Here is a 21,300-nt window from a genome sequence, read left to right as displayed (position 1 = left end):
GAAATGTGCCACGCCGCAGCGCAGCCGAAAAGTCGCCTCAACCCTCGCCAACCCGCTGTTGCACCATGGGCAGGAGAACCAGCCCCAGAACGAAGAGCAGAAGAATGGGCGTCACACCCAACCGCTGCGCATCCTCGACCGACAGATCGAAAAGCCGTGAGGAGAAGAATGCGGTGGCGGCGGCGACGGCGAATGGCCCTATGAATGTCGTGGCCTTGCCCGACAGGGCATATAGCCCAAAGGCCTCCGTCACCCGTTCCTGCGGGACCTGATCCACCAGCAGAGTGCGCGACGCGGCCTGTATCGCACCGCCTGCAGCACCGATGAAACCGCCTGCGATGAAGAAGGCAATATCCGGGGCAGAGCTGTCCGTACTGCCGAGCGAAACGAAAAGAAGTTCGCTGCGCGTGGTGGAAATCACCAGCAGACAGCAGGCCGACAGCACGAGGATCGAGATCGTGACCACGAATTTGGGACCAAATTTCTGATCCATTCGGCCGCCGATCCAGGCACCCGCAGCACCGGTCACATTGGCGAGGATGCCAAACAGCCCGATCTGCGTGATCGACCAGTTGAGTACCCCGGCCGCATAGATCCCGCCGAAGGCATAGAGTGCGTTGAGCGCGTCGCGATACAGCATGGAAGAAGCGAGAAAGCTGAAATAGCTGCGCTGCGTGGGCAGGCTTTTCAGCGTGTTCATCAGCTGACGCAGCCCGTCCCGCACTGCTCCAGCGACCGCCTCACGGCGGGGCTGATCGGGCGTGAAGAGGAACATCGGGATGACGAATACGAGAAACCACAGTCCAGTCAAAGGACCCGCCGCGCGGTCGCCTTCACGCGAAGCCGCGTCGAGCCCGAAGATCGGTTCGACCCCCAGAATCGTCAGCCCTGACTCCGGCGAAGCCGACATGAAACCAAGCACGAGGATGAGCGAGACCAGCCCGCCCAGATAGCCAAGCCCCCAGGCGGAACCCGAAAGCCGCCCCAGTTCCTCTCGCGGCACAAGCCCCGGCATCATCGCATTGTTGAAGACCGCGGCGAACTCCATGCCGAAAACCGCAAGCGACACGAGCGCCATGACAAGCCACAGATGCTGCATGTCGGGCACGGCGAACCAGAGTGCCGTATTCGCCAAAATTCCGATGACAGCAAAGACGGCAATCCAGGGCTTGCGGGGACCGGAAGCATCCGCGATCGCCCCCAGAACGGGTGACGAAAGTGCAATCAGCAGCCCGCCCACACCGGTGGCAAGACCCCACATCTCCTGGCCCTGCGCCGCATTGGGCGCAACGGCTGAGGCGAAATAGGGCGCGAACACGAATGTGATGATGAGCGTGTGAAAAGGCTGCTGCGCCCAATCGAACAGCATCCATCCCCAGATCCCGCGCCGCGAGACCCGCTTTTCCTCGATCACTCCATCCGTGGCACTCACCTTCAGATGCTCAGATCGGCCATGAGGCCTGAGGCAACGGTGAGTTTGGAGACGGAAATATCGCCAGTATCGATGAGCGACGTCAGCCGGTCGCGCACCCGGGCAACACGCTCGCCGCCGGACTCAACCCAAAGCACCGCCGGATCGTCAGCCTCCGGATTGGCCTTGATGGCGGCAACAGCCACGTCGCGGCGTGCAGCATCGATCATTTCCGTGGCACGGTTCAGCGCCAGACCGTCATAGTAATCCGCAGGTGTGATCGTGCGCGCGGCGTCCTCGATACGGCTGATGCGGAAGGCTTCGGAGATACCGAAGAATGTGCGCGCGGCGCGGGTCAGGCTCGTATCGGCTTTCTCTGCCGCCAGCATGATGTCCGGCACCAGCTCGATCACGCTGAGGCTCGCCAGTCGCCTGGCAAGGGCCTCCGGTGCGCCATCGGCCATGAACTGGGCTCGTAGTTCCTCGCTACGGTTGGACAGAAACGCCGGCAGCAAGTTGTCGAGAGCGGGTTCCAGCTCCTTGCGCGCTGCCTGCAGGCCCTTGATCCGCTCGCCCACATTGACCTTCTCGGACGCATATTTGAGCTGCCATGCGGTGGCCGAGAGAAGCAGACGCCAGACACGCTGGTAAAGCCGCAATTGCGCCTCGCCATCAATCGTGTTGTCGAGGGCGTCGATTTCTCCAAAGAGCGAGCGCAGGTCGAAACCGTCGCGCACCACCGCATAGGCCGCCACGATCTGCGGAGCAGGCCGACCTGTACGGTCCTGCAGACGCGTGATGAAGCTCGGGCCGCCACGGTTGATCACGTCATTGCCAAGCTCGGTCGCGATGATCTCGCGGCGCAGGCGATGTCCACGGATTTCCTCGGCATATTTCTTCTGCATTTCCTTCGGGAAATAGCCGAAGAGATCTGCCTCGAAATGGGCTTCGTCCGGCACTTCGCTCGCAACCAGCTCGTCGAAGAGCACGATCTTCGCATAGGCCAGAAGCACACCGATCTCCGCACGCGTCAGCGGCTCGCCCCGCGCTTCGCGCTCGGCAAGCTCCTGGGGTCCGGGCAGGAATTCCACCGCACGGTCAAGCAGTCCACGCTGCTCCAGAAGCGTCATCATCCTTGCCTGATGCGGCAGTTCGGACATGCCGCGTTGTTCGACAAGCGAGATCGCCAGCGTCTGCTGATAGTTGTTCTCAAGCACCAGAGCGGCGACTTCTTCCGTCATCTTCGCAAGAAGCTTGTCGCGCGCCTCGCGCGTCAGCGTGTCCGCCCTCATGGCAGCAGCCAGCGCAATCTTGATGTTCACTTCGACGTCGGACGAGTTCACGCCACCGGAATTGTCGATGGCATCGGAATTGGCGCGCCCGCCATGCTTGTTGAATTCGATGCGGGCAAGCTGCGTGACGCCAAGATTGGCGCCTTCGCCGATGACCTTGGCCTTGACCTCCGGTGCGGTGACGCGGATGGCGTCATTGGCGCGGTCGCCGACCTCGGCATTGGTCTCCGATGTCGCGCGGATATAGGTACCGATGCCGCCGAACCACATGAGGTCTACCGGTGCCTTGAGGATCGCGCGCATGATTTCGGTCGGGGAGCCTGCCTCGCCTTCGAAGCCGATCGCCGCTGCCGCTTCCGGCGTCAGCTTGATCTTCTTCTGGCTGCGCGAAACGATCATGCCGCCCTTGGAAAGCTTCGATTGGTCGTAGTCCTGCCAGCTTGACCGGCCCATATCGAACAGCCGCTGGCGCTCTTCGAAACTTGTCTCCGTGTTCGGATCGGGATCGATGAAGATGTCGCGATGGTCGAAGGCCGCAATCAGCTTCGTGCAGGGTGACAACAACATGCCATTGCCGAACACATCGCCCGACATGTCGCCGACACCTGCCGCGGTGAAAGGCTCCTTCTGGATGTCGCGGTTCATCTCGCGGAAATGCCGCTTCACCGCCTCCCACGCGCCGCGCGCTGTAATGCCCATCTTCTTGTGATCGTAACCGGCAGAGCCACCCGAAGCAAAAGCGTCGTCAAGCCAGAAGCCGTGGTCCTGGCTGATGCCATTCGCCGTATCCGAGAAGGTCGCCGTACCCTTGTCGGCGGCAACAACGAAATAGGGATCGTTCTCATCGTGACGCACCACATTGCGTGGCGGTACGACATCGTCGCCATCCAGATTGTCGGTGAGCGACAGAAGGCTGGAAACGAAATTGACATAGGCTGCGCGACCGGCCTCGAACACGGCCTGGCGATCACCACCTTCAGGCAATTGGCGCGGATAGAACCCACCCTTTGCGCCTACCGGCACGATGACGCCGTTCTTCACCTGCTGGGCCTTCACCAGCCCCAGCACCTCGGTGCGGTAATCCTGCGCACGGTCCGACCAGCGCAAGCCGCCGCGGGCAACCGGCCCGAAGCGAAGATGCACGCCCTCCACTTCCGGCCCGTAGACGAAGATCTCGCGCCAAGGACGCGGCTGGGGCAGACCTTCAACCTTGTGGGAATCGAATTTCAGCGCCAGCGAGCGGTTTTCCGGCATGTCTTTCAGCGCGAACCAGTTGGTGCGCAGCGTCGACTGGATGAGGTTGACCATGCGTCGCAGGATCGTATCGTCGTCAAGGCTCGGCACGTCCTGCAGAAGATCTTCGATCTCCTCTTCCAATCGTGCTGCCTGATCCTCCTTCACCCCTTGTGGGTCGAAGCGTGAAACAAACAGCTTGAAGAGACGGGCGGAGACCTCCGGATAACGGTTCAGCGTTGCCGCGATGAAGTCCTGGCTTTGCGGAATGCTCGCCTGGTGCAGATACCTGCTATAGGCGCGCAGCACCGCGATCTCCTCGGCGCGCAGACGCGCGGTCTGCCCCAGTGCGTTCAGCGGATCGTTGTCATGCCGCCCCCGCCAGACAGACAGGAAGAGGTTCTCGAAGAGAGTGCCGTCATCTTCCAGGTCTATGGAGCCGGCGAAGGCATTCTCAAGCTCCATGTCGTGAAGGAACACGGTCTGGCCATCGCGTTCACCCATCTCGAAGGTGCGCTCGGAGATGACGCGGAAGCCCATATTCTCCAGAAGCGGGACGCGACGGCTGAGCGCAACAGGCTTGCCATAGTGATAGATGCGAAGGGCCGCCTGGTTTTCGCTCTGGTCCTCATGGCGATGGAAATCGATCTCGATTTCGTTTTCTGCCGATAGCGCGGCAATGCGCCTTGCGTCGACCAGTGCGGTCTCTGCGGAAAAACTGTTTCGGTAATCGTCCGGAAAGCCCGATGCGATGGAAGCGATCTCGGGCTCTGCAGCCGTGTCCTCGACAGCCGAACGCAGGCTGTCATCCCAGGTACGCACGATCTTGCGGATGCCCGATTCCAGCGTTTCAGCATCGATGCGCGGCGTCTTGCCGCCGGAACGCCCGATGATGAAATGGACGCGTGCCAGCGTGCCTTCCGGGAAGGCCGGATAATATGCTGAGACGCGTCCCTCGAAGACTGTCTTCAGGTACTCGCCGATTTCGGCGCGCACGCGTGAATCGTAGCGGTCCCGCGGCACGAAAACGATGACGGACACGAAACGGTCGAACTGATCGACCCGATAGAGTGCACGAACGCGCGGTCGCTCACCCAGCGCGAGAATGGCCTCGGCATGTTTGCGGAGGCGTTGAACAGGGATCTGGAACAACTCGTCACGCGGATAGGATTCCAGCACATTCATCAGCGCCTTGCCGGAATGGTCGGTGGGAGCGAAGCCGGATTTCTGCACCACCGCCTGCGCCTTGGAACGCAGATAGGGGATTTTCATGACCGAGCTTGTATAGGCGGTGGAGGTGAACAATCCCACGATGCGAAGTTCGCCCGTCAGTTTTCCTTCCTCATCGAAGGTCTTCACGCCCACATAATCGAGATAGATGCGCCGGTGCACGACGGAGCGCGCATTGGCTTTCGTGACAATGATGGGCTCCGGCCCATGCAGGAAGGCGCGGATCTCCGGCGTGGTCGAAACGGCTTCCGTACCCCGGCGCAGGACGAGCACCTTGGGATCGGAAAGAATGCCCAGGCCCTTTTTATCGGAGCGCTCCAGCGTTCCCTCTTCCTCGTTTCCGGTGTAGCGGAACTCGCGCATTCCCAGGAAGGTGAAATTGTCGTTCCTCAACCACTCGAGAAACTCGATGGCTTCCGAAAGCTGGTCCTGCTCGATCGGCACCGGCGCGTAGCGCAGCCGCGTCAGCTCCTGATCGAGCCGCGCCAGCATCGGCTTCCAGTCGGTTACGGCAGCGCGGACCTGGGAAAGTATGTGACAAAGCCGATCCTTGAGCGCCTTGCAATCTTCGTCGGAAAGGCGAGGCAGGTGAACATGGATGAGGCTGACCTTCTCCGCATCAGCCACGGCCTTGATCGACGCATCCCCCAGGACCTCACTCACACCGTGCGCGTCATGGCGCACGAGAAGCACGGGATGCAGAACGAGAATTGGTTCACCGCCCGAATCCGCAATTTCCCCAAGCACCGAATCAAACAGGAACGGCATGTTGTCGTTCACGACCGTGATGGTCGAGATCGCCCGCCCCTCGTGGCGAATATCGGAAACGGGCTCTATCTCCACGATGCTGTCGCCGGCCTTGTGAGCGCCAAGACACTCAGCCGCCAGCCGCACCGCATGGTCGATGTCACCCCGATCATAAGCAGCCAGATCTTCGGTCGGCGCACGCGCCACCATCGCCTCGCGAAGCCGCTCTTCACTGATTCCCGATACCGATTTGGCGGATTTTGCCTTGGATGCCTTGGTGCTCATTCGGGACTATCCCTCCGTAGCGCAATGGATTTTGACCGTAGCCTTATATGGATGGTTTGACGAGGCAATGTCTCTCGGCGAACCTGATGAACAAATGTGGTCTTCCTCCGGAAAGGTGAATTAATCATGACAAAAGACGTGACCGCTATGGACATCGAGGCAGAAACGCCACTCTCGCCTGAAAACGAGGCCTACTTCCAAAAGTGCCGGGAGAAGCTCGGCATGGTGCCCAATGTGCTGACGGCCTACGCGTTCAATGATGCGAAGCTGACGGCCTTCGCGCAGATGTATAACGATCTGATGCTGGCCGATTCGTCGCTGTCAAAGCTGGAACGCGAAATGATCGCGGTCGCCGTATCCAGCGTAAACCACTGCTATTACTGCCTCACCGCCCATGGCGCAGCCGTACGACAGCTCTCGGGCGATCCTGCATTGGGGGAGATGCTGGTCATGAATTATCGTGCAGCCGATCTTGAACCGAAGCAGAAAGCCATGCTGGATTTCGCGGTGAAGCTGACCGAAACGCCCGACCGCATCGAGGAACCCGACCGTCAGGCACTGCGTGATGCCGGCTTCACCGATCGCGACATATGGGACATTGCAGCGGTCGCATCCTTCTTCAACATGTCCAACCGCATGGCAGCCGCCGTCGACATGCGACCGAACGAGGAATATCACGCGATGGCGCGCTGACTTCAGCGCACCACCTCGAAGCTGCGGCCTGGGTGCAGCAAAGGCAAAAGCCTGCGCATCACGAGGGGTTCAACCGCAATACACCCCTCGGTCGGCTTCATTCCCTCTCGCGCGATATGAAGAAAGATGGCACTGCCGCGCCCGCGCGTCCGCGGACGCAAATTCCAATCCAGCACGACAACGACGTTGTAAAGCCGATCATCGCGCTTCATCGTCTCGTGGCTCGCCTTGAACGGCAAACGCACCAGGCGATTATAGTTGGCGTCCCCGGGCGCATCGCACCAGCCCATGTCGCTGCGGATGCGCTGCATCGGCAGTCCAGCCCGCGCCACCGGAAGCGTTGTCTTGTCGCCCCGCCAGAAAATTTCCACCACCTTCATGCGCGCGAGAGGTGTGGCGCCATCGCCTTCGCGCTTGAATGCGCTGATGCCGCCGCGCCCCAGCGCACACGAAAATGTCATGCCATTGTAATTGAGTATTCCGCGGGAGGGCTGGCCCGGCTGGGCGTGAACCCGTATGGGTGTGGATTGAAGCATGCCCCTGTCAAACCTTTGTTTCTCGCATATAATCCTTTGGTGGAAGCAAAGTTTGGCAGTACCGCCCCTCAGCAACCTGACCGTTAGGGCTAGGTTTCCGATTTGGCGGGCAGGGTCAACATCAGCTTTGAGCACAGACGGGAAGCAATATGACGCCACGTACCATTCTGATCGTTGATGATGATGATGATCTGCGCGCCACACTTGTGGAACAACTGGCACTCTATGAAGAATTCGACCTGCTCCAGGAGCCGAATGCCACCAAGGGCATCAATACTGCCCGCAATGGCATGGTCGATCTCATCATCATGGATGTGGGTCTCCCGGACATGGACGGGCGCGAGGCGGTGAAGATCCTGCGCAAGGGCGGGTTCCGTGCACCAATCATCATGCTGACCGCACAGGACACCGACTCCGATACCATTCTGGGCCTTGAAGCCGGTGCCAACGACTATGTGACGAAACCTTTCCGCTTTGCGGTTCTGCTGGCCCGCATCCGCGCTCAGCTTCGCCAGCACGAGCAGAGCGAGGACGCCAAGTTCACCGTCGGGCCCTACACCTTCAAGCCGAGCCAGAAACTTCTCATCGACGAACGTGGCGGGAAAATAAGGCTTACCGAGAAGGAATCCGCCATCATCAAGTTCCTCTACCGTGCCGACCAGAAGGTCGTGACGCGTGATGTGTTGCTGGAGGAGGTTTGGGGATACAATTCCGGCGTTACGACGCACACGCTGGAGACACATGTCTACCGCCTGCGGCAAAAGATCGAACGCGATCCTTCCAAAGCGGAAATTCTTGTGACAGAAAGCGGCGGATACAAGCTCGTCCCTTGAAGACCGGATGCGGGGGCATCATCCGTCTTGAACAAGGCACGGGCGGGGACGGGTGAATGGCGCTGGACGATGATATTCGCGTACTGTCCGGTGTGAGACTTTTTCAGGGTTTCACGCACGAACAGTTGCGTCTGATGGCCTTCGGCGCAGAAACCATCACACTTGCTCCCGGCAAGAAGCTCTATGCCGAAGGCGCTCCGGCCGACTGCGCCTTTGTCATCATTTCAGGTGAAATCGGCCTTTACCGGCAGCAAGACGGCAAGCGCGAGCGCGTCTCCACAGAGCGCAACGGCGCGATATTGGGCGAATTTGCGCTGATCGCGGAAAGCCAGCGCTTGATGGAGGCGGTGGCCGAACACGAGACCAGGCTGCTCCGCCTCAGCCGCTCCATGTTCCGCCGCATACTGGAAGAGTTTCCCGATACCGCAGCGATCCTGCACCGGCGCATCTCGGCCAATCTTCAGGCCATGCTGCGCCAGATAGAGGCTGTCGCCAACCGTCTGCAGCGCTAGCCGATATCGAAATCCGTGATCACCGGCACATGGTCCGATGGGCGATCCCAGCCACGGGCGTCCTTGAGCACGGCCATATCCTTGAGCACCGGAGAAAGATCGGGGGAGGACCACACATGGTCCAGCCTGCGCCCGCGGTTCGACGCTTCCCAGTCCTTTGAGCGATAGCTCCACCAGGTAAACAGCTTCTCTTCCGGCGGAACATGCTGGCGCATGATGTCGACCCAGCCACCCGCCTTGCGCATGGCCTCCAGCCCTTCCGTTTCCACCGGCGTGTGGCTGACGACCTTCAGCATCTGCTTGTGCGACCACACATCGGCCTCAAGCGGTGCGATGTTCAGATCACCCACGAGTATGCTTCCCGTATCGGCGATGGTGGCGGGCAGGATGTCGTGCATCTCCTGCACGAAGTCCAGCTTGTGCCTGAATTTCGGATTGACTTCCGGATCCGGCTCGTCACCGCCTGCGGGTACATAGAAATTGTGCAGATGGATGCGGCGACTGCCAAGCTCGACAGATGTCGCCAGATGCCTGCAATCCTCGATGCCGCAAAAGGTTCGTGTTTCCAGAACCGACATGGGACGACGCGAAATGGTGGCGACGCCGTGATAGCCCTTTTGGCCATGGATCGCGACATGATCATAACCGATCTTGCGGAAGGCGGCTGTCGGGAACTGGTCATTGGGACACTTGGTCTCCTGGAGGCACAGCACATCGGGCTGATGCTCCTCAAGGAAACGCAGAACCAGCGGCAGGCGCAGACGCACCGAGTTGATGTTCCAGGTGGCAATTCGCAGCGGCATCCGCACCCCAACTTTCAAGACTATTCTTGGTCAGGCGCGAAAATGGATGCTGCGGCTCCATAAGACAAGCCCGCCGCGGCAGAAGGCCGGGACGGGCTCGACTTTCCACAAGCACTGCTGACGGATCTGTCAGTTACGCTTGCGGTTCATCTGGTTCACCTTGCGATAATCGATGGCAAAAGTGCTGGGGTCGAATGCCACGCCGTTCTGCACGTTGAAGATCATCACGGTCGTGTCTTTGCCCTGCGCATCCGTGATCGTCCACTGGCGCAGCTCATACGACTTGCTGTCGAACATCATGGTGATCGTCGAATCGCCGAAGACCGACTTGTCGGCGAGCTTGATCGTCGTCAATTCGTCATCCTGCTTTACGCTTTGCACCTTGCTGCCGGAAAGATCGATCTGGCGATCAAGAAGAAGCTTCAGCGGCGTCTTGCCAAGCGGATAAACGTCCGCCGTCTGCAGCTTGCGGTTCTGCACGACCAGAGATGTGCCGTCCGAGATCACTTGCACATTTGAAGGTGCTTCATAGTCGAAGCGCACCTTGCCGGGTCGCTCGATATAGAACTTGCCACCTGTCTGCTCGCCGCTCGGACCGAACTGCACGAATTCGCCGGTCATGGTACGCACGCTGGAGAAGTGGTTTGCGATAGCCTGCGCGGAAGAGGCATTGCCCTGCGCGTGTCCTGCGACGGGCGCAGCCACGGCTCCCAACATCACCAGCCCCATTGCAGCTGCAAAAGCGCGGATCGTGCGGCTGAGCTTCGATGTCTTGTTCATGATCGCTCCGGATGCTGAATCTGATAGTTGCGAATACAAACGCAACTGGGCTGAAATTTGGCTTCCCTCAGGAGAACGGCTGCAACATCTTCAAGTTCCCGATGGAGCCAGGGCCCGACTAGACCTCATCCTGCTCCGTCGGCACCAGTATCTCGCGCTTGCCGGCATGGTTTGCGGGACCGACAATGCCTTCCTGCTCCATGCGCTCGATGATGGAGGCTGCACGATTGTAGCCGATACCAAGACGACGCTGGATATAGCTGGTCGAAGCCTTGCCATCACGCAGCACCACGGCAACCGCCTGATCATACGGGTCGTCGGAATTGCCGAGATTGCCGACCGAGCCTCCGCCCCCGGAGCTGTCACCCTCGTCGCTGCCATCATCTTCAGTGACGGCCTCGAGATAGGCCGGTGCGCCCTGGCGCTTGAGATGCGCGACCACCTCCTCCACTTCGCCGTCGGACACGAAGGACCCGTGGACACGCTGGGTGCGCCCGCCACCGGCCATGTAGAGCATGTCACCCATGCCCAGAAGCTGCTCTGCACCCTGTTCGCCGAGGATCGTGCGGCTGTCGATCTTCGACGTCACCTGGAAGGAGATACGCGTCGGAAAGTTGGCCTTGATGGTGCCGGTGATGACGTCGACGGACGGGCGCTGGGTGGCCATGATGACGTGAATGCCCGCGGCACGCGCCATCTGTGCCAGACGCTGCACCGCGCCTTCGATATCCTTGCCCGCAACCATCATCAGGTCGGCCATCTCGTCGATAATGACGACGATGAACGGCATCGGCTCCAGATCCAGCTCTTCCGTCTCGTAAATGGCTTCGCCCGTTTCACGGTCAAAGCCGGTCTGGACGGTGCGCTGGATGGTCTCGCCCTTCTTCTTGGCGGCCGTAACGCGCTGGTTGAAGCCCTCGATATTACGCACGCCGACCTTGGACATCTTGCGGTAGCGGTCTTCCATCTCCCGCACGGTCCATTTCAGCGCCACAACCGCCTTCTTCGGATCGGTTACGACCGGCGTCAGGAGATGCGGAATGCCGTCGTAAACCGAAAGCTCGAGCATCTTCGGGTCGATCATGATCAGGCGGCACTGCTCCGGCGTCATGCGGTAGAGCAGCGACAGGATCATCGTGTTGATCGCAACCGACTTACCCGAGCCGGTCGTACCGGCAACGAGCAGGTGAGGCATCTTGGCGAGGTCCGCGATCACGCCTTCGCCATTGATGGTCTTCCCCAGCGAGAGCGCCAGCTTGGCCTTGGCCGATTCGAAGTCTCGGCTGGAAAGAAGCTCGCGCAGATACACGGTCTCACGCGTGGAATTGGGAAGCTCGATGCCGATGGCGTTGCGCCCGGGAACCACCGCAACACGTGCGGCAATCGCGCTCATGGAACGGGCGATGTCATCAGCGAGGCCGATCACGCGGGAGGATTTGATACCTGGTGCAGGCTCAAGCTCGTAGAGCGTGACCACGGGACCCGGGCGGACATGAATGATCTCGCCCTTGACGCCGAAGTCCTCCAACACGCCTTCCAGAAGGCGCGCGTTCTGCTCCAGTGCCTCCCTGGAAAGAGAGGGATCTTTCGCCGTGGCTTTCGGTTCAGCCAGCAGATGCAGCGCGGGGAGCTCGAAGCCATCATCACCAAGAAGCGAAGGCTGTGCTTCACGGCGCACACGCGTGCCCGGCTGCGGACGCGGCGTGGGATTGTCCACGCGTGAGGTTTGGGACGTTTGTGCGCCAGCGGGACGCGGTTGAGCAGCAGGCGCTGCGCGCTGGCTCGGCTCCTCCCAGGGGTAATCATCATCCTCGTCATGTCCCGTCTCGGGCGCTTGGACATGTGCAGGGCCGACGCGCTCGGGATGCGCGCCGAAGACATCATCGTCAAAGTCCGGCTCGATCTTCACACCATCATCGATGGTGGGTCCCTGCCCGCTTGGAGCAATGACCGGAACATCATATTCTTCCGGGAGATCAGGCCCGCGGACCGCCAGGCGCCGACGCACGAATGCGCAAGCCGTCAGCCACCAATGGGTGAGCCAGCCAAGGGCAATCGAGCCACTGCCGGTATCCTCGACGAAATCGGCATCATAGATGATCTCTTCCTCGGCTTCCGCCACGGGCGCTGCAACGCGAGGAGAACGACCCAGGATGCTCGACGCGTAGAGAACGAGCCAGGCAGCCGGTCCGATCAGCAACGCACCAATGATGAAACCGAGAAAGCCGGTTGGATACTGGCCGATAAACACCTTCGGTACGGCAAGAACCATGTCTCCAAACACACCACCAAGGCCGGTCGGCAGCGGCCAGGAGGCGGGCGGGGCGACGCATCCTGCAACGCCTGCAGCCAGGATTGAGCCCAGAAACCACGCTCCAACACGGCGAGCCGGACGTTCCACGCCCTGTGCGGTCGCAAGAAGCGCACCGAAAAACACTGCAGGAACCAGCCCCGCCACCGAGGCCAGCCCGTAGAACTGCATGGCAATGTCGGAGAACACGGCTCCCGGATAGCCCATCGCATTGGTGACGGGATTGTCGGTCGCATAGCTGAAGCTTGGATCCGCGACATTCCAGGTGGCAAGGCTGGCCAGGGCGAATGCGGAAAATGCGAGGATCAGCAGCCCGGACAGCCGCGCTGCCTGTCGCAGCAGGAAGGCGTTAAATCCATAGCTGTCTTCGTCATAGACATAGGTCGCGGAAGAACCGGAACTCATACGCATTTGCCCGTCCAAGCATCACTTATGCGGCAATGGCCGCCACTGGGGATTCGCCCCGCAGACTAGGACTGGAAGGTTAAGGGCCCATTAACCATGCAGACCCTTCGCCACTGCCTTTCGGACAAAAAAAGGCCCGGATCACTCCGGGCCAAAGTTGCAGCGGTCAAAGCGGGAGGAAGTGCCTGTTCGCTGCGACGGGAAATTATGAAGCGGCGAGGCTTTTGCCCCGCCTGCTCGACTTAGCGGACGCGCGAGGCGATGAACTCCGGATAGGCTTCAACGCCGACTTCCGCGACATCAAGACCCGAAAGTTCTTCTTCCGGTGACACACGCAGTCCCATGGTGGCCTTCAGGATCGCGAAGACGATGAAGGAAACCGCGAAGGCTGCAACGCCGTAGGCCGCGATGCCGACCAGCTGGACGCCGAAGCTTGCGCCACCATTGGTCAGCGGCACGGCCAGCGTTCCCCAGATACCGGCAATCAGGTGAACCGGAATTGCGCCAACCACATCGTCGATCTTCAGCTTGTCCAGCAGCGGAACCGTGAAGACCACGATGATGCCGCCGATTGCGCCGATGATGATGGCCATGAGCGGGCTCGGGGTCAGCGGCTCGGCAGTGATCGAGACGAGACCGGCCAGCGCGCCGTTGAGCACGAAGGTGATGTCGACGCGCTTGTAGACGATCTGCGTGAGGATAAGTGCGGCAACGACACCGCCAGCGGCAGCAAGATTGGTGTTGGCAAAGATGCGGCTGATGTCGGACACGTCGGAGTTGGTGCCCATGGCGAGCTGCGAAGCACCGTTGAAGCCGAACCAGCCAAGCCACAGGATGAACGTACCAAGCGTGGCGAGCGCCATGTTGGAGCCCGGGATCGGCTGAACCTGGCCATTGGCTCCATACTTGCCCTGACGCGAGCCGAGAAGCAGCGCACCCGCAAGAGCGGCCCAGCCACCGACGGAGTGAACGATCGTGGAGCCGGCAAAATCCTGGAAGCCCATCGCGTCGAGCCAGCCTGCACCCCACTTCCAGGAACCCAGGATCGGGTAGATGAAGCCGGTGAGAACAACGACGAAGATCAGGAAAGGCCACAGCTTGATACGCTCGGCAAGCGTGCCGGAAACGATCGAGGCTGCGGTTGCGACGAAGACCATCTGGAAGAACCAGTCCGAAGCGACCGAGTAGTCGCCTTCATTGGCCACACCGGCATCCGGCCAGCTATAGGCTCCGAAGCTGCCGATCCAGCCGGTCACGTCGACATACATGAGCGAGTAGCCCACCACCCAGTACATCAGACCGGCGATGGAATACAGCGCAACATTCTTCAAGAGCTGCATGGAGACGTTCTTGGAACGCACCATGCCGGCTTCCAGCATGGCAAAGCCTGCGGCCATCCACATGACGAGGAAGCCGCCGATGAGGAAGAGAAGCGTGTTGAAGATGAAAGCCGTGTCGGCACCGGCAGCAGGAGCAGCCTCTGCGTCCTGGGCAAGCACAGGCGCAGCGGTCATCGCTGTCACGGCCAGCGCCCCGGCAAGCCGCCCGCCATTGGCGGTCAAAAAGGAACGAATTGTCATTGATAGTCTCCCTGTAAAATCCGGACGGCTCAAAGAGCGGCGCTGTCGGCTTCGCCGGTGCGGATACGCACGGCCCTGTCCACATTGAGAACGAAGATCTTGCCGTCGCCGATCTGGCCGGTCTTGGCAGCCGCGGCGATCGCTTCGACGGCGCGGTCAGCAATGTCGCTGTCGACAGCAACTTCGACCTTCACCTTCGGCAGGAAGCTCACTGCATATTCGGCCCCACGATAGATTTCCGTATGCCCTTTCTGGCGGCCATAACCCTTCACTTCCGTGACGGTCAGGCCCTGAATTCCAAGCTCGGTCAGCGCTTCTCGCACTGCCTCCAGCTTGAACGGCTTTATGATTGCCATGACGAGTTTCATCAGGATCCACCTCTGCTGGTGCGGTTTCCCGCTTTCAGATGTCGCCAGCCCACCCCTTGCGCCGGCTATGCCAGAATGGATTCAAGTCCCGTGCCAGTTTGAAATACGATTCAGTAAGCCATTGATTTTGATAAATTAAAAAACCTGCTGCGCGATGCGCAGCAGGTTGAGTGATGTTCCTGTAGATTAATTAATAGGCAGATATTTTTCAGTGCCTATTTTTTGCGCATACGCACCAGCCCCTCTTGAGCCGTCGAAGCAACCAATGTTCCGTCACGCGCATAAAGCGACCCACGAGAGAAACCGCGGGCGCCCTGCGAAGAGGGACTGTCGGAGGTGTAGAGCAGCCAGTCATCCAGCTTGGTGGGCCTGTGAAACCACATCGCGTGGTCGAGGCTGGCCATTTGAAGCTCGGGATCAAAGACCGATCGCCCATGAGGGAATGTCGAGGTGTCCAGCAGCGTCATGTCGGACAGATAGGCAAGGATCGCCGCCTGCAATGCACGGTCGTCAGGCACCGGACCGGTCGCGCGCAACCACACATTCTGCACTGGCGGCAATGGGTCTCGCGTCGTGTAATGTTCGACATTCAGCGGGCGGATCTCCAGCGGACGCTCCTGCTTCCAGTAGCGACGGATATTCTCCGGCACCTTGTCACCGAACGCCTCGATGAACTCGCTCTGGGATTTCAGCGTCTCCGGCCCCGGAACATCGAGCGGCATTGGCAGTTGATGTTCAAGCCCCTCTTCTTCCACCTGGAAAGAGGCTGAAAGCGAGAAGATTGCGTGCCCATGCTGGATTGCCACCACCCGCCGCGTCGTGAAGCTGCCGCCGTCCCGGATGCGATCCACCTCGTAGATGATAGGCACGGCAGGATCCCCGGGACGCATGAAATAGCAATGGAGGGAATGAACATGGCGGCCTTCTGCCACGGTGCGCTGGGCAGCGACGAGCGCCTGCCCTATGACCTGGCCGCCAAACACACGCTGCCAGCCCACCTGGGGGCTGCGGCCACGAAACAGGTTGTGTTCAAGCGGCTCGAGATCAAGTATGTCGAGAAGCCCGTTCATTGCAGACGACATAGATATCCCTCCGGCAGCAATTCGGTATTTCAGGCGAGAAAGCGAACGCCAGAGTGGAAGTCAAGGCAGATGGCCAGAATGAGAGGATATTGTCATGGCTGAAACCGCCCCCCATCACGGCGAACAGATCGACATTCTCATTGCTGGTGCGGGCTATGTCGGCCTTGCCACCGCTGTTTCAATCGCGCAGGCTCGTCCAAGCCTGAAGATCATGATCGTCGATGCCGCCCCGGAAGGCGTCTGGCAGAAGGATGGCCGCGCCTCGGCAATAGCTGCTGCGGCCACCCGCATGCTCTCCCGCCTCGGCTGTTGGGACGAGCTTGTCGAGGAAGCCCAGCCCATCAACGAGATGATCGTTACCGATTCTCGCACATCCGACCCCGTCCGCCCGGTTTTCCTCACCTTTGGTGGCGAAGCCGGACCCGGCGAGCCCTTCGCACACATGGTCATGAACCGGAACCTGAACGGTGCGCTGCGCGCCCGAGCAGGTGAACTGGGCATAGACATCGTCCAGGGTGTGGGCGTTGAGGGTTTCGACCGCGGCACTGCACGCACTGTAGTGCGGCTGAGCGATGGCCTTGCGATCTCCGCGCGCCTTCTGATCGCCTGCGACGGAGTCAAGTCGCGCCTGCGCGACATGGCGGGCATCAAGACGCTTCACTGGGATTATGGCCAGTCAGGCATTGTCTGCACGGTCAAGCACGAGCGCCCGCACAACGGACGCGCCGAAGAGCATTTTCTCCCCGCCGGCCCGTTCGCAACACTTCCGCTGAAAGGCGATCGCTCTTCCATAGTATGGACCGAGCGCACGGCCGATGCCGAGCGGCTCGTCAATGAAGACGAGTTCATCTTCGAGCAGGAGCTTGAAATGCGCTTTGGCCTGAAGCTTGGCGAGATCCGCGTCGAGGGACCCCGCCGCGCCTGGCCTCTCGGCCTCACGCTCGCCCGCGATTTCGTGCGCCCACGCTTTGCCCTGGCCGGCGATGCCGCGCACGGGATCCATCCGATTGCCGGCCAGGGTCTCAATCTCGGATTCAAGGACGCTGCTGCCCTGGCTGAAACCGTTGTTGAAGCCGACCGGATGGGCGAGGATATCGGTGCGCTTGATGTCCTGCAGCGCTACGAGCGCTGGCGCCGCTTCGACACGGTGCAGATGGGCGTGACAACCGATGTCCTCAACCGCCTGTTCTCGAATGATATCGGTCCCGTGCGCGCCATCCGCGACCTGGGCCTGGGCATTGTCGACCGCATGCCCGCTTTGAAAGACTTCTTCATTCGCCAGGCATCCAGCCCGCAAGGGTCGGCACCAAGGCTGCTGCAGGGTGAACCAATCTAACTTTCTTGGGGGATCTCATGAAAAGACACGCAAACGCCATCTGGAAGGGTTCGCTTACGCAGGGAACTGGGCGGCTTGACACGCAAAGCCAGGCCATCGGCGACCTGCCCATCACCTTCAAGGCGCGCTTCGAGGACGAACAGGGCATCGCCGGCACAAATCCGGAAGAACTGATCGCAGGTGCTCATGCAAGCTGCTTCTCGATGCAGCTCGCGCATATGCTCGCCGAGAACGGAACGCCGGCGGAGACCCTCTATGCGAAAGCCGAAATCGACCTCCAGCCTGCTCAGAGTGGCGGCTTCGAGATCCGCGGCAGCGCACTGACCGTCATCGGCAAGGTTCCCGGTCTCGAAGAAGAAAAGTTTGTCGAAGTCGCAGAGAAAGCGAAGGAGATCTGCCCGGTCTCGAAGGCGCTCGGTGCGATCAAGATCACACTGTCCGCCCGCTTCGCCTGACGCGCCGGACAGTTTCGGCATCAAAAGGGGCTGCAAAACGCAATGGTCGGTCGCGGCCCCTCCTGTCTTCGCAACCAAAGAACTGCACCGCGAGCGTAAAATCATCCCATGGGAGATGGCACAGGGGCTGGCAACGGCCCTGCCGCCGAGGAGAACATGGGAGTGAGACTATGCTGCATGCACATGCGCAGCCGACCAACCTGAAGCTGTCCACGAAGAACAGCACGCTGCAAATCACCGATGTCACCGACCAGGCCGCGGCGCTGGAGGCCTATGACGGCCATGAGCGCGTCTGGTGCGGACGCGACGAGGAGCGCGGTCTTGTGGCCCTTGTGGGCATACACAACACTGCTCTTGGTCCGGCACTTGGCGGAACGCGGGTATGGCCCCACGAAAGCTTCGAAGCGGGAATGACCGATGTGCTGCGCCTGTCTCGCGGGATGACCTACAAGGCAGCCGTGGCGGGCCTGCCCTTCGGAGGCGGCAAGGCGGTCATCATCGCCGATCCCAAGAAGGACAAGACCGAAGCGCTTCTTGAAGCCTATGCTGAGATGCTCGTTGCACTGGATGGTCAATATTATACCGGGGAAGATGTAGGCCTGACGCTTGCAGACGCAGACTTCATCCGGGAGCGCGCGCCCAACATCTCCGGCACATCCAAGGGCGGCAGCGGCAACCCCTCGCCGGTCACGGCTGAGGGCGTGTTTCTGGGTCTGAAGGCTGCTCTTGCCCACAAGAGCGGCAGTGACCGCCTTGCAGGTGTCCTCGTGGCGGTACAGGGTCTTGGGTCGGTCGGGTGGTCTTTGTGCGAAAAGCTCCATGCCGAAGGCGCAGAACTTGTGGTTGCCGATATCGACACGGACGCGGTCGACCGTGCTGCCAACACATTTGGTGCCCGCATGGCGGATGCGGGCGACATCCTCTTCGTCGAAGCGGATATCCTGGCACCTTGCGCCCTGGGTGGGTTGTTCTCAAGCGATACGATCCCGCAGTTGAAAGCAGGCATCATCGCCGGTGCCGCCAACAATCAGCTTGCCCGCCACGAAGATGCCCGCCTTCTGATGGAGCGCGGCATTCTCTACGCGCCGGATTATGTCATCAATGCAGGCGGCCTGATGAATGTCGCAGCCGAGCTTGCACCCGGCGGCTATAACCGCGAGGCGACAATGCGCAAGGTGACTGAGATACCCCGGACTCTCACCGCTATCTTCCAGAAGGCAGATGCTGAAAAGCGGCCCACCAACGAAGTCGCTTCTGATATCGCGATGGCCCGTATCGCCGACAAACGCTCCTGACGACAGCAATTGGCGCCCCGCCCAAAAAGGTGGAGCGCCTGCAGATCGCGCTACTCTTCGTCGACGGCTTTCGACGTCAGCCCGTCAAGGGCCTTGGCCATCGCGTCGAAAGCCTCATCGGCACCATTCACTCCGTAGCGCTCCTTGAGTGCTTCTGCGGAGAGATATCCAACGCGAACCTTGCCCTCTTCCTCCCAGACCAGCACACGAAGAGGAAGGTCCAGTGCGGCGCGTGGATTGGCCTGCATGATCGGGGTGCCAACCTTCGGATTGCCGAAGAAAAGAACCGTTGCCGGTTGCATCTTCAGATCGACCCGCTCTGCGTTCGCCTGATGATCGAGGCGCGCGACGAGTTTGGCGGGACTCTCCTCCACGGCGGCTGCCAGACGGTCAGCGGTCTCGGTCACGCTGTGCGGGCTGTCCTTGATGACCCAGCCTTCGGCGCCCAGGGAAGCAGTAGCAGAAAGGATGAGGGCGGCGCTGGCACCGAAAATACTCTTCAGAAATTGGCTCATTGAAATCACTCCAGTTCGAACGAAGCGAGCATGACCTGACAATGCGCTTATTTCTTGATGCCGCGCAGCGCGGTTTCCCCCCATACCTCCTTCAGACGCGCATCACGCCGACAACCCTGCCGATAGCCCTCATAGGCGTCGGCTTTGGTCACCAGTCCGAACCGCGTCAGGATGCGCTCGTCGCTGCGATAGTAGTTCTGGTGATAGTCTTCGGCCGTCCAGAAGGTGCTGGCGCCGATAATGGGCGTTACCACACTCTGTCCCAATTCCTTTTCAGCAGCCGTCTTTGCTTCCTTTGCCGCAGCCTCCTGCTCTGGCGACAGCGTGTAGATTGCGGTCGTATAGCTCTCGCCCCTGTCGCAGAACTGCCCGCCTGCATCCGTTGGGTCGACCGAGTGGAAGAAGACATCGAGGAGCTCGGCATAGCTCACCTGCGCGTCGTCATAGGTGATCTTTACCGCTTCACGGTGCCCGCCGCTGGTATGGGTGCGATATGTGGGGTTTTGAGTCCGTCCGCCCGTATATCCGGAAACCGTGCTCGTTACGCCGGGAACCTTGTCGAAATCGGCTTCGACGCACCAGAAGCAGCCACCGGCGAAAATGGCTGTCTGTTCCGCGGCACTCACGGTGGAAAAGCTTGCACCAACAATACCGGCAGCAAGGGCAAGGCGTGTCAGAATTCTGCGCATGGAAATCTCCTCAAGGCTCATCCGACACCTAGCGTGACCGCGCCTGAATGCAATTCAAGCCGCTACACGTCTGTGTGAGCGGCTTGAAAAACTGGGCGTTCAGATATGGGATGGCGTGCGATCAGACGCGGCGCTCCACCATCATCTGCTTGATCTCGGCAATCGCCTTGGCAGGGTTCAGCCCTTTGGGGCAGGCCTGCGTGCAATTCATGATCGTGTGGCACCGATAAAGACGGAACGGGTCCTCGAGATTGTCGAGACGCTCGCCCGTCTTCTCGTCGCGGCTGTCGATCAGCCAGCGATAGGCCTGCAGAAGAACCGCCGGTCCCAGATAGCGCTCGCCATTCCACCAATAGCTCGGGCAGGAAGTCTGGCAGCAGAAGCAGAGAATGCACTCGTAAAGACCGTCGAGCTTCGAGCGGTCCTCATGGCTCTGCTTCCACTCCTTCGCAGGTTCGGGCGAAACCGTTTGAAGCCAGGGCTTGATGGAGGAAAGCTGGGCGTAGGGCACCGAGAGATCCGGCACCAGATCCTTCACCACCGGCATATGAGGCAGCGGGTAGATCTTCACGTCGCTGGATATCTCGTCCATGCCCTTGGTACAGGCCAGCGTGTTCGTGCCGTCGATATTCATCGCGCAGGAACCGCAAATGCCCTCGCGGCAGGAGCGGCGGAAGGTCAGGGTCGGATCGATATGGTCCTTGATCCAGAGCAGACCGTCGAGAACCATCGGCCCGCAATCGTCCATATCGACATAATAGGTGTCGATGCGCGGATTTTCGCCGTCATCAGGCGACCAGCGATAGACCTTGTATTCGCGCAGATTGGTCGCGCCCTCAGGCTTTGGCCAGACCTTGCCCTGACGAACCTTGGAGTTCTTGGGAAGTGTAAGTTCAACCATGATATCCC

General features: G+C 60.3%; 18 protein-coding genes. 6 read left to right on the top strand and 12 right to left on the bottom strand.

What is annotated here, in order from left to right; genetic code table 11:
* Positions 1–37: 37 nt before the first annotated feature.
* Together EL18_RS14590 and EL18_RS14585 are read right to left on the bottom strand one after the other, a co-directional pair.
* Positions 38–1,369: an MFS transporter gene (locus EL18_RS14590; protein WP_081871273.1), complete on the bottom strand. Its 1,332-nt coding sequence runs from the start codon at positions 1,367–1,369 to the stop codon at positions 38–40.
* A 65-nt stretch (positions 1,370–1,434) separates the two neighbouring features.
* Positions 1,435–6,198 carry an NAD-glutamate dehydrogenase gene (locus tag EL18_RS14585; RefSeq protein ID WP_036485822.1) on the bottom strand — a complete coding sequence of 1,588 codons (4,764 nt, stop codon included), beginning with the start codon at positions 6,196–6,198 and terminating at the stop codon, positions 1,435–1,437.
* A 126-nt stretch (positions 6,199–6,324) separates the two neighbouring features.
* Between EL18_RS14585 and EL18_RS14580 the strand changes: the two genes are divergently transcribed.
* Positions 6,325–6,891 carry a peroxidase-related enzyme gene (locus tag EL18_RS14580; RefSeq protein ID WP_036485820.1) on the top strand — a complete coding sequence of 189 codons (567 nt, stop codon included), beginning with the start codon at positions 6,325–6,327 and terminating at the stop codon, positions 6,889–6,891.
* A 2-nt stretch (positions 6,892–6,893) separates the two neighbouring features.
* On the opposite strand, the gene EL18_RS14575 is transcribed toward EL18_RS14580, so the two are convergent.
* Positions 6,894–7,427, bottom strand: coding sequence for a L,D-transpeptidase family protein (locus EL18_RS14575; RefSeq protein WP_036485819.1), 534 nt, complete (start codon positions 7,425–7,427; stop codon positions 6,894–6,896).
* A gap of 149 nt (positions 7,428–7,576) precedes the next feature.
* Between EL18_RS14575 and EL18_RS14570 the strand changes: the two genes are divergently transcribed.
* Positions 7,577–8,260, top strand: a complete 684-nt coding sequence (locus EL18_RS14570; protein ID WP_036485816.1) for a response regulator transcription factor — start codon at positions 7,577–7,579, stop codon at positions 8,258–8,260.
* 56 nt (positions 8,261–8,316) lie between these two features.
* The gene (locus EL18_RS14565; RefSeq protein WP_036485814.1) at positions 8,317–8,772 is read left to right on the top strand and encodes a cyclic nucleotide-binding domain-containing protein; all 456 of its coding nucleotides are present in this window, start codon (positions 8,317–8,319) and stop codon (positions 8,770–8,772) included.
* On the opposite strand, the gene xth is transcribed toward EL18_RS14565, so the two are convergent.
* The 6 genes from xth to tesB all read right to left on the bottom strand — a co-directional run bounded on the left by xth (position 8,769) and on the right by tesB (position 16,101).
* Positions 8,769–9,575, bottom strand: a complete 807-nt coding sequence (xth, locus tag EL18_RS14560) for an exodeoxyribonuclease III (protein ID WP_036485812.1) — start codon at positions 9,573–9,575, stop codon at positions 8,769–8,771. The genes EL18_RS14565 and xth overlap by 4 nt on opposite strands.
* Positions 9,576–9,704: 129 nt before the next feature.
* Positions 9,705–10,355: an outer membrane lipoprotein carrier protein LolA gene (locus EL18_RS14555; RefSeq protein ID WP_036485810.1), complete on the bottom strand. Its 651-nt coding sequence runs from the start codon at positions 10,353–10,355 to the stop codon at positions 9,705–9,707.
* Between the two features lie 118 nt (positions 10,356–10,473).
* Complete coding sequence (locus EL18_RS14550; RefSeq protein ID WP_036485808.1) at positions 10,474–13,071, bottom strand: DNA translocase FtsK; 2,598 nt, start codon at positions 13,069–13,071, stop codon at positions 10,474–10,476.
* Positions 13,072–13,313: 242 nt separating this feature from the next.
* A complete protein-coding gene (locus EL18_RS14545; RefSeq protein ID WP_036485805.1) occupies positions 13,314–14,651 on the bottom strand; it encodes an ammonium transporter family protein in 1,338 nt (445 codons plus the stop codon).
* Between the two features lie 29 nt (positions 14,652–14,680).
* Complete coding sequence (locus EL18_RS14540) at positions 14,681–15,019, bottom strand: P-II family nitrogen regulator (RefSeq protein ID WP_036485804.1); 339 nt, start codon at positions 15,017–15,019, stop codon at positions 14,681–14,683.
* Positions 15,020–15,234: 215 nt separating this feature from the next.
* Positions 15,235–16,101 carry an acyl-CoA thioesterase II gene (gene tesB, locus EL18_RS14535; RefSeq protein WP_036485802.1) on the bottom strand — a complete coding sequence of 289 codons (867 nt, stop codon included), beginning with the start codon at positions 16,099–16,101 and terminating at the stop codon, positions 15,235–15,237.
* Positions 16,102–16,195: 94 nt separating this feature from the next.
* On the opposite strand from tesB, the gene EL18_RS14530 reads away from it, so the two are divergent.
* From EL18_RS14530 to EL18_RS14520, 3 genes are all read left to right on the top strand, one after another.
* Positions 16,196–17,437 (top strand): ubiquinone biosynthesis hydroxylase, encoded by a 1,242-nt coding sequence (locus EL18_RS14530; protein ID WP_036485800.1) that lies wholly within the window; start codon positions 16,196–16,198, stop codon positions 17,435–17,437.
* 17 nt (positions 17,438–17,454) lie between these two features.
* Positions 17,455–17,892, top strand: coding sequence for an OsmC family protein (locus EL18_RS14525; protein WP_036485798.1), 438 nt, complete (start codon positions 17,455–17,457; stop codon positions 17,890–17,892).
* Positions 17,893–18,062: 170 nt separating this feature from the next.
* Positions 18,063–19,187, top strand: a complete 1,125-nt coding sequence (locus tag EL18_RS14520) for a Leu/Phe/Val dehydrogenase (RefSeq protein WP_081871251.1) — start codon at positions 18,063–18,065, stop codon at positions 19,185–19,187.
* A 50-nt stretch (positions 19,188–19,237) separates the two neighbouring features.
* Here the strand turns inward: EL18_RS14520 and EL18_RS14515 are convergent, their stop codons facing one another.
* From EL18_RS14515 to EL18_RS14505, 3 genes are all read right to left on the bottom strand, one after another.
* Entirely contained in the window at positions 19,238–19,702 is a 465-nt protein-coding gene (locus tag EL18_RS14515; RefSeq protein WP_036485797.1) for a DUF302 domain-containing protein, read from the bottom strand.
* Positions 19,703–19,749: 47 nt separating this feature from the next.
* A complete protein-coding gene (msrA, locus tag EL18_RS14510; RefSeq protein ID WP_036486453.1) occupies positions 19,750–20,391 on the bottom strand; it encodes a peptide-methionine (S)-S-oxide reductase MsrA in 642 nt (213 codons plus the stop codon).
* 121 nt (positions 20,392–20,512) lie between these two features.
* Complete coding sequence (locus EL18_RS14505; protein WP_036485795.1) at positions 20,513–21,292, bottom strand: succinate dehydrogenase iron-sulfur subunit; 780 nt, start codon at positions 21,290–21,292, stop codon at positions 20,513–20,515.
* Between the last annotated feature and the right edge of the window lie 8 nt (positions 21,293–21,300).

This window comes from Nitratireductor basaltis (genome assembly GCF_000733725.1).
Lineage (GTDB): Bacteria > Pseudomonadota > Alphaproteobacteria > Rhizobiales > Rhizobiaceae > Chelativorans > Chelativorans basaltis.
Note: the sequence above shows the minus strand (reverse complement) of the source record. Positions and strands in the feature narration are given on the sequence as shown.

What these genes read in the sequence shown, in the direction of transcription:
- EL18_RS14590 (WP_081871273.1), bottom strand. Translation starts at nt 1,369, where the DNA reads ATGCTGTTCGATTGGGCGCAGCAGCCTTTTCACACGCTCATCATCACA.
- EL18_RS14585 (WP_036485822.1), bottom strand. Translation starts at nt 6,198, where the DNA reads ATGAGCACCAAGGCATCCAAGGCAAAATCCGCCAAATCGGTATCGGGA.
- EL18_RS14580 (WP_036485820.1), top strand. Translation starts at nt 6,325, where the DNA reads ATGACAAAAGACGTGACCGCTATGGACATCGAGGCAGAAACGCCACTC.
- EL18_RS14575 (WP_036485819.1), bottom strand. Translation starts at nt 7,427, where the DNA reads ATGCTTCAATCCACACCCATACGGGTTCACGCCCAGCCGGGCCAGCCC.
- EL18_RS14570 (WP_036485816.1), top strand. Translation starts at nt 7,577, where the DNA reads ATGACGCCACGTACCATTCTGATCGTTGATGATGATGATGATCTGCGC.
- EL18_RS14565 (WP_036485814.1), top strand. Translation starts at nt 8,317, where the DNA reads ATGGCGCTGGACGATGATATTCGCGTACTGTCCGGTGTGAGACTTTTT.
- xth (WP_036485812.1), bottom strand. Translation starts at nt 9,575, where the DNA reads ATGCCGCTGCGAATTGCCACCTGGAACATCAACTCGGTGCGTCTGCGC.
- EL18_RS14555 (WP_036485810.1), bottom strand. Translation starts at nt 10,355, where the DNA reads ATGAACAAGACATCGAAGCTCAGCCGCACGATCCGCGCTTTTGCAGCT.
- EL18_RS14550 (WP_036485808.1), bottom strand. Translation starts at nt 13,071, where the DNA reads ATGAGTTCCGGTTCTTCCGCGACCTATGTCTATGACGAAGACAGCTAT.
- EL18_RS14545 (WP_036485805.1), bottom strand. Translation starts at nt 14,651, where the DNA reads ATGACAATTCGTTCCTTTTTGACCGCCAATGGCGGGCGGCTTGCCGGG.
- EL18_RS14540 (WP_036485804.1), bottom strand. Translation starts at nt 15,019, where the DNA reads ATGAAACTCGTCATGGCAATCATAAAGCCGTTCAAGCTGGAGGCAGTG.
- tesB (WP_036485802.1), bottom strand. Translation starts at nt 16,101, where the DNA reads ATGTCGTCTGCAATGAACGGGCTTCTCGACATACTTGATCTCGAGCCG.
- EL18_RS14530 (WP_036485800.1), top strand. Translation starts at nt 16,196, where the DNA reads ATGGCTGAAACCGCCCCCCATCACGGCGAACAGATCGACATTCTCATT.
- EL18_RS14525 (WP_036485798.1), top strand. Translation starts at nt 17,455, where the DNA reads ATGAAAAGACACGCAAACGCCATCTGGAAGGGTTCGCTTACGCAGGGA.
- EL18_RS14520 (WP_081871251.1), top strand. Translation starts at nt 18,063, where the DNA reads ATGCTGCATGCACATGCGCAGCCGACCAACCTGAAGCTGTCCACGAAG.
- EL18_RS14515 (WP_036485797.1), bottom strand. Translation starts at nt 19,702, where the DNA reads ATGAGCCAATTTCTGAAGAGTATTTTCGGTGCCAGCGCCGCCCTCATC.
- msrA (WP_036486453.1), bottom strand. Translation starts at nt 20,391, where the DNA reads ATGCGCAGAATTCTGACACGCCTTGCCCTTGCTGCCGGTATTGTTGGT.
- EL18_RS14505 (WP_036485795.1), bottom strand. Translation starts at nt 21,292, where the DNA reads ATGGTTGAACTTACACTTCCCAAGAACTCCAAGGTTCGTCAGGGCAAG.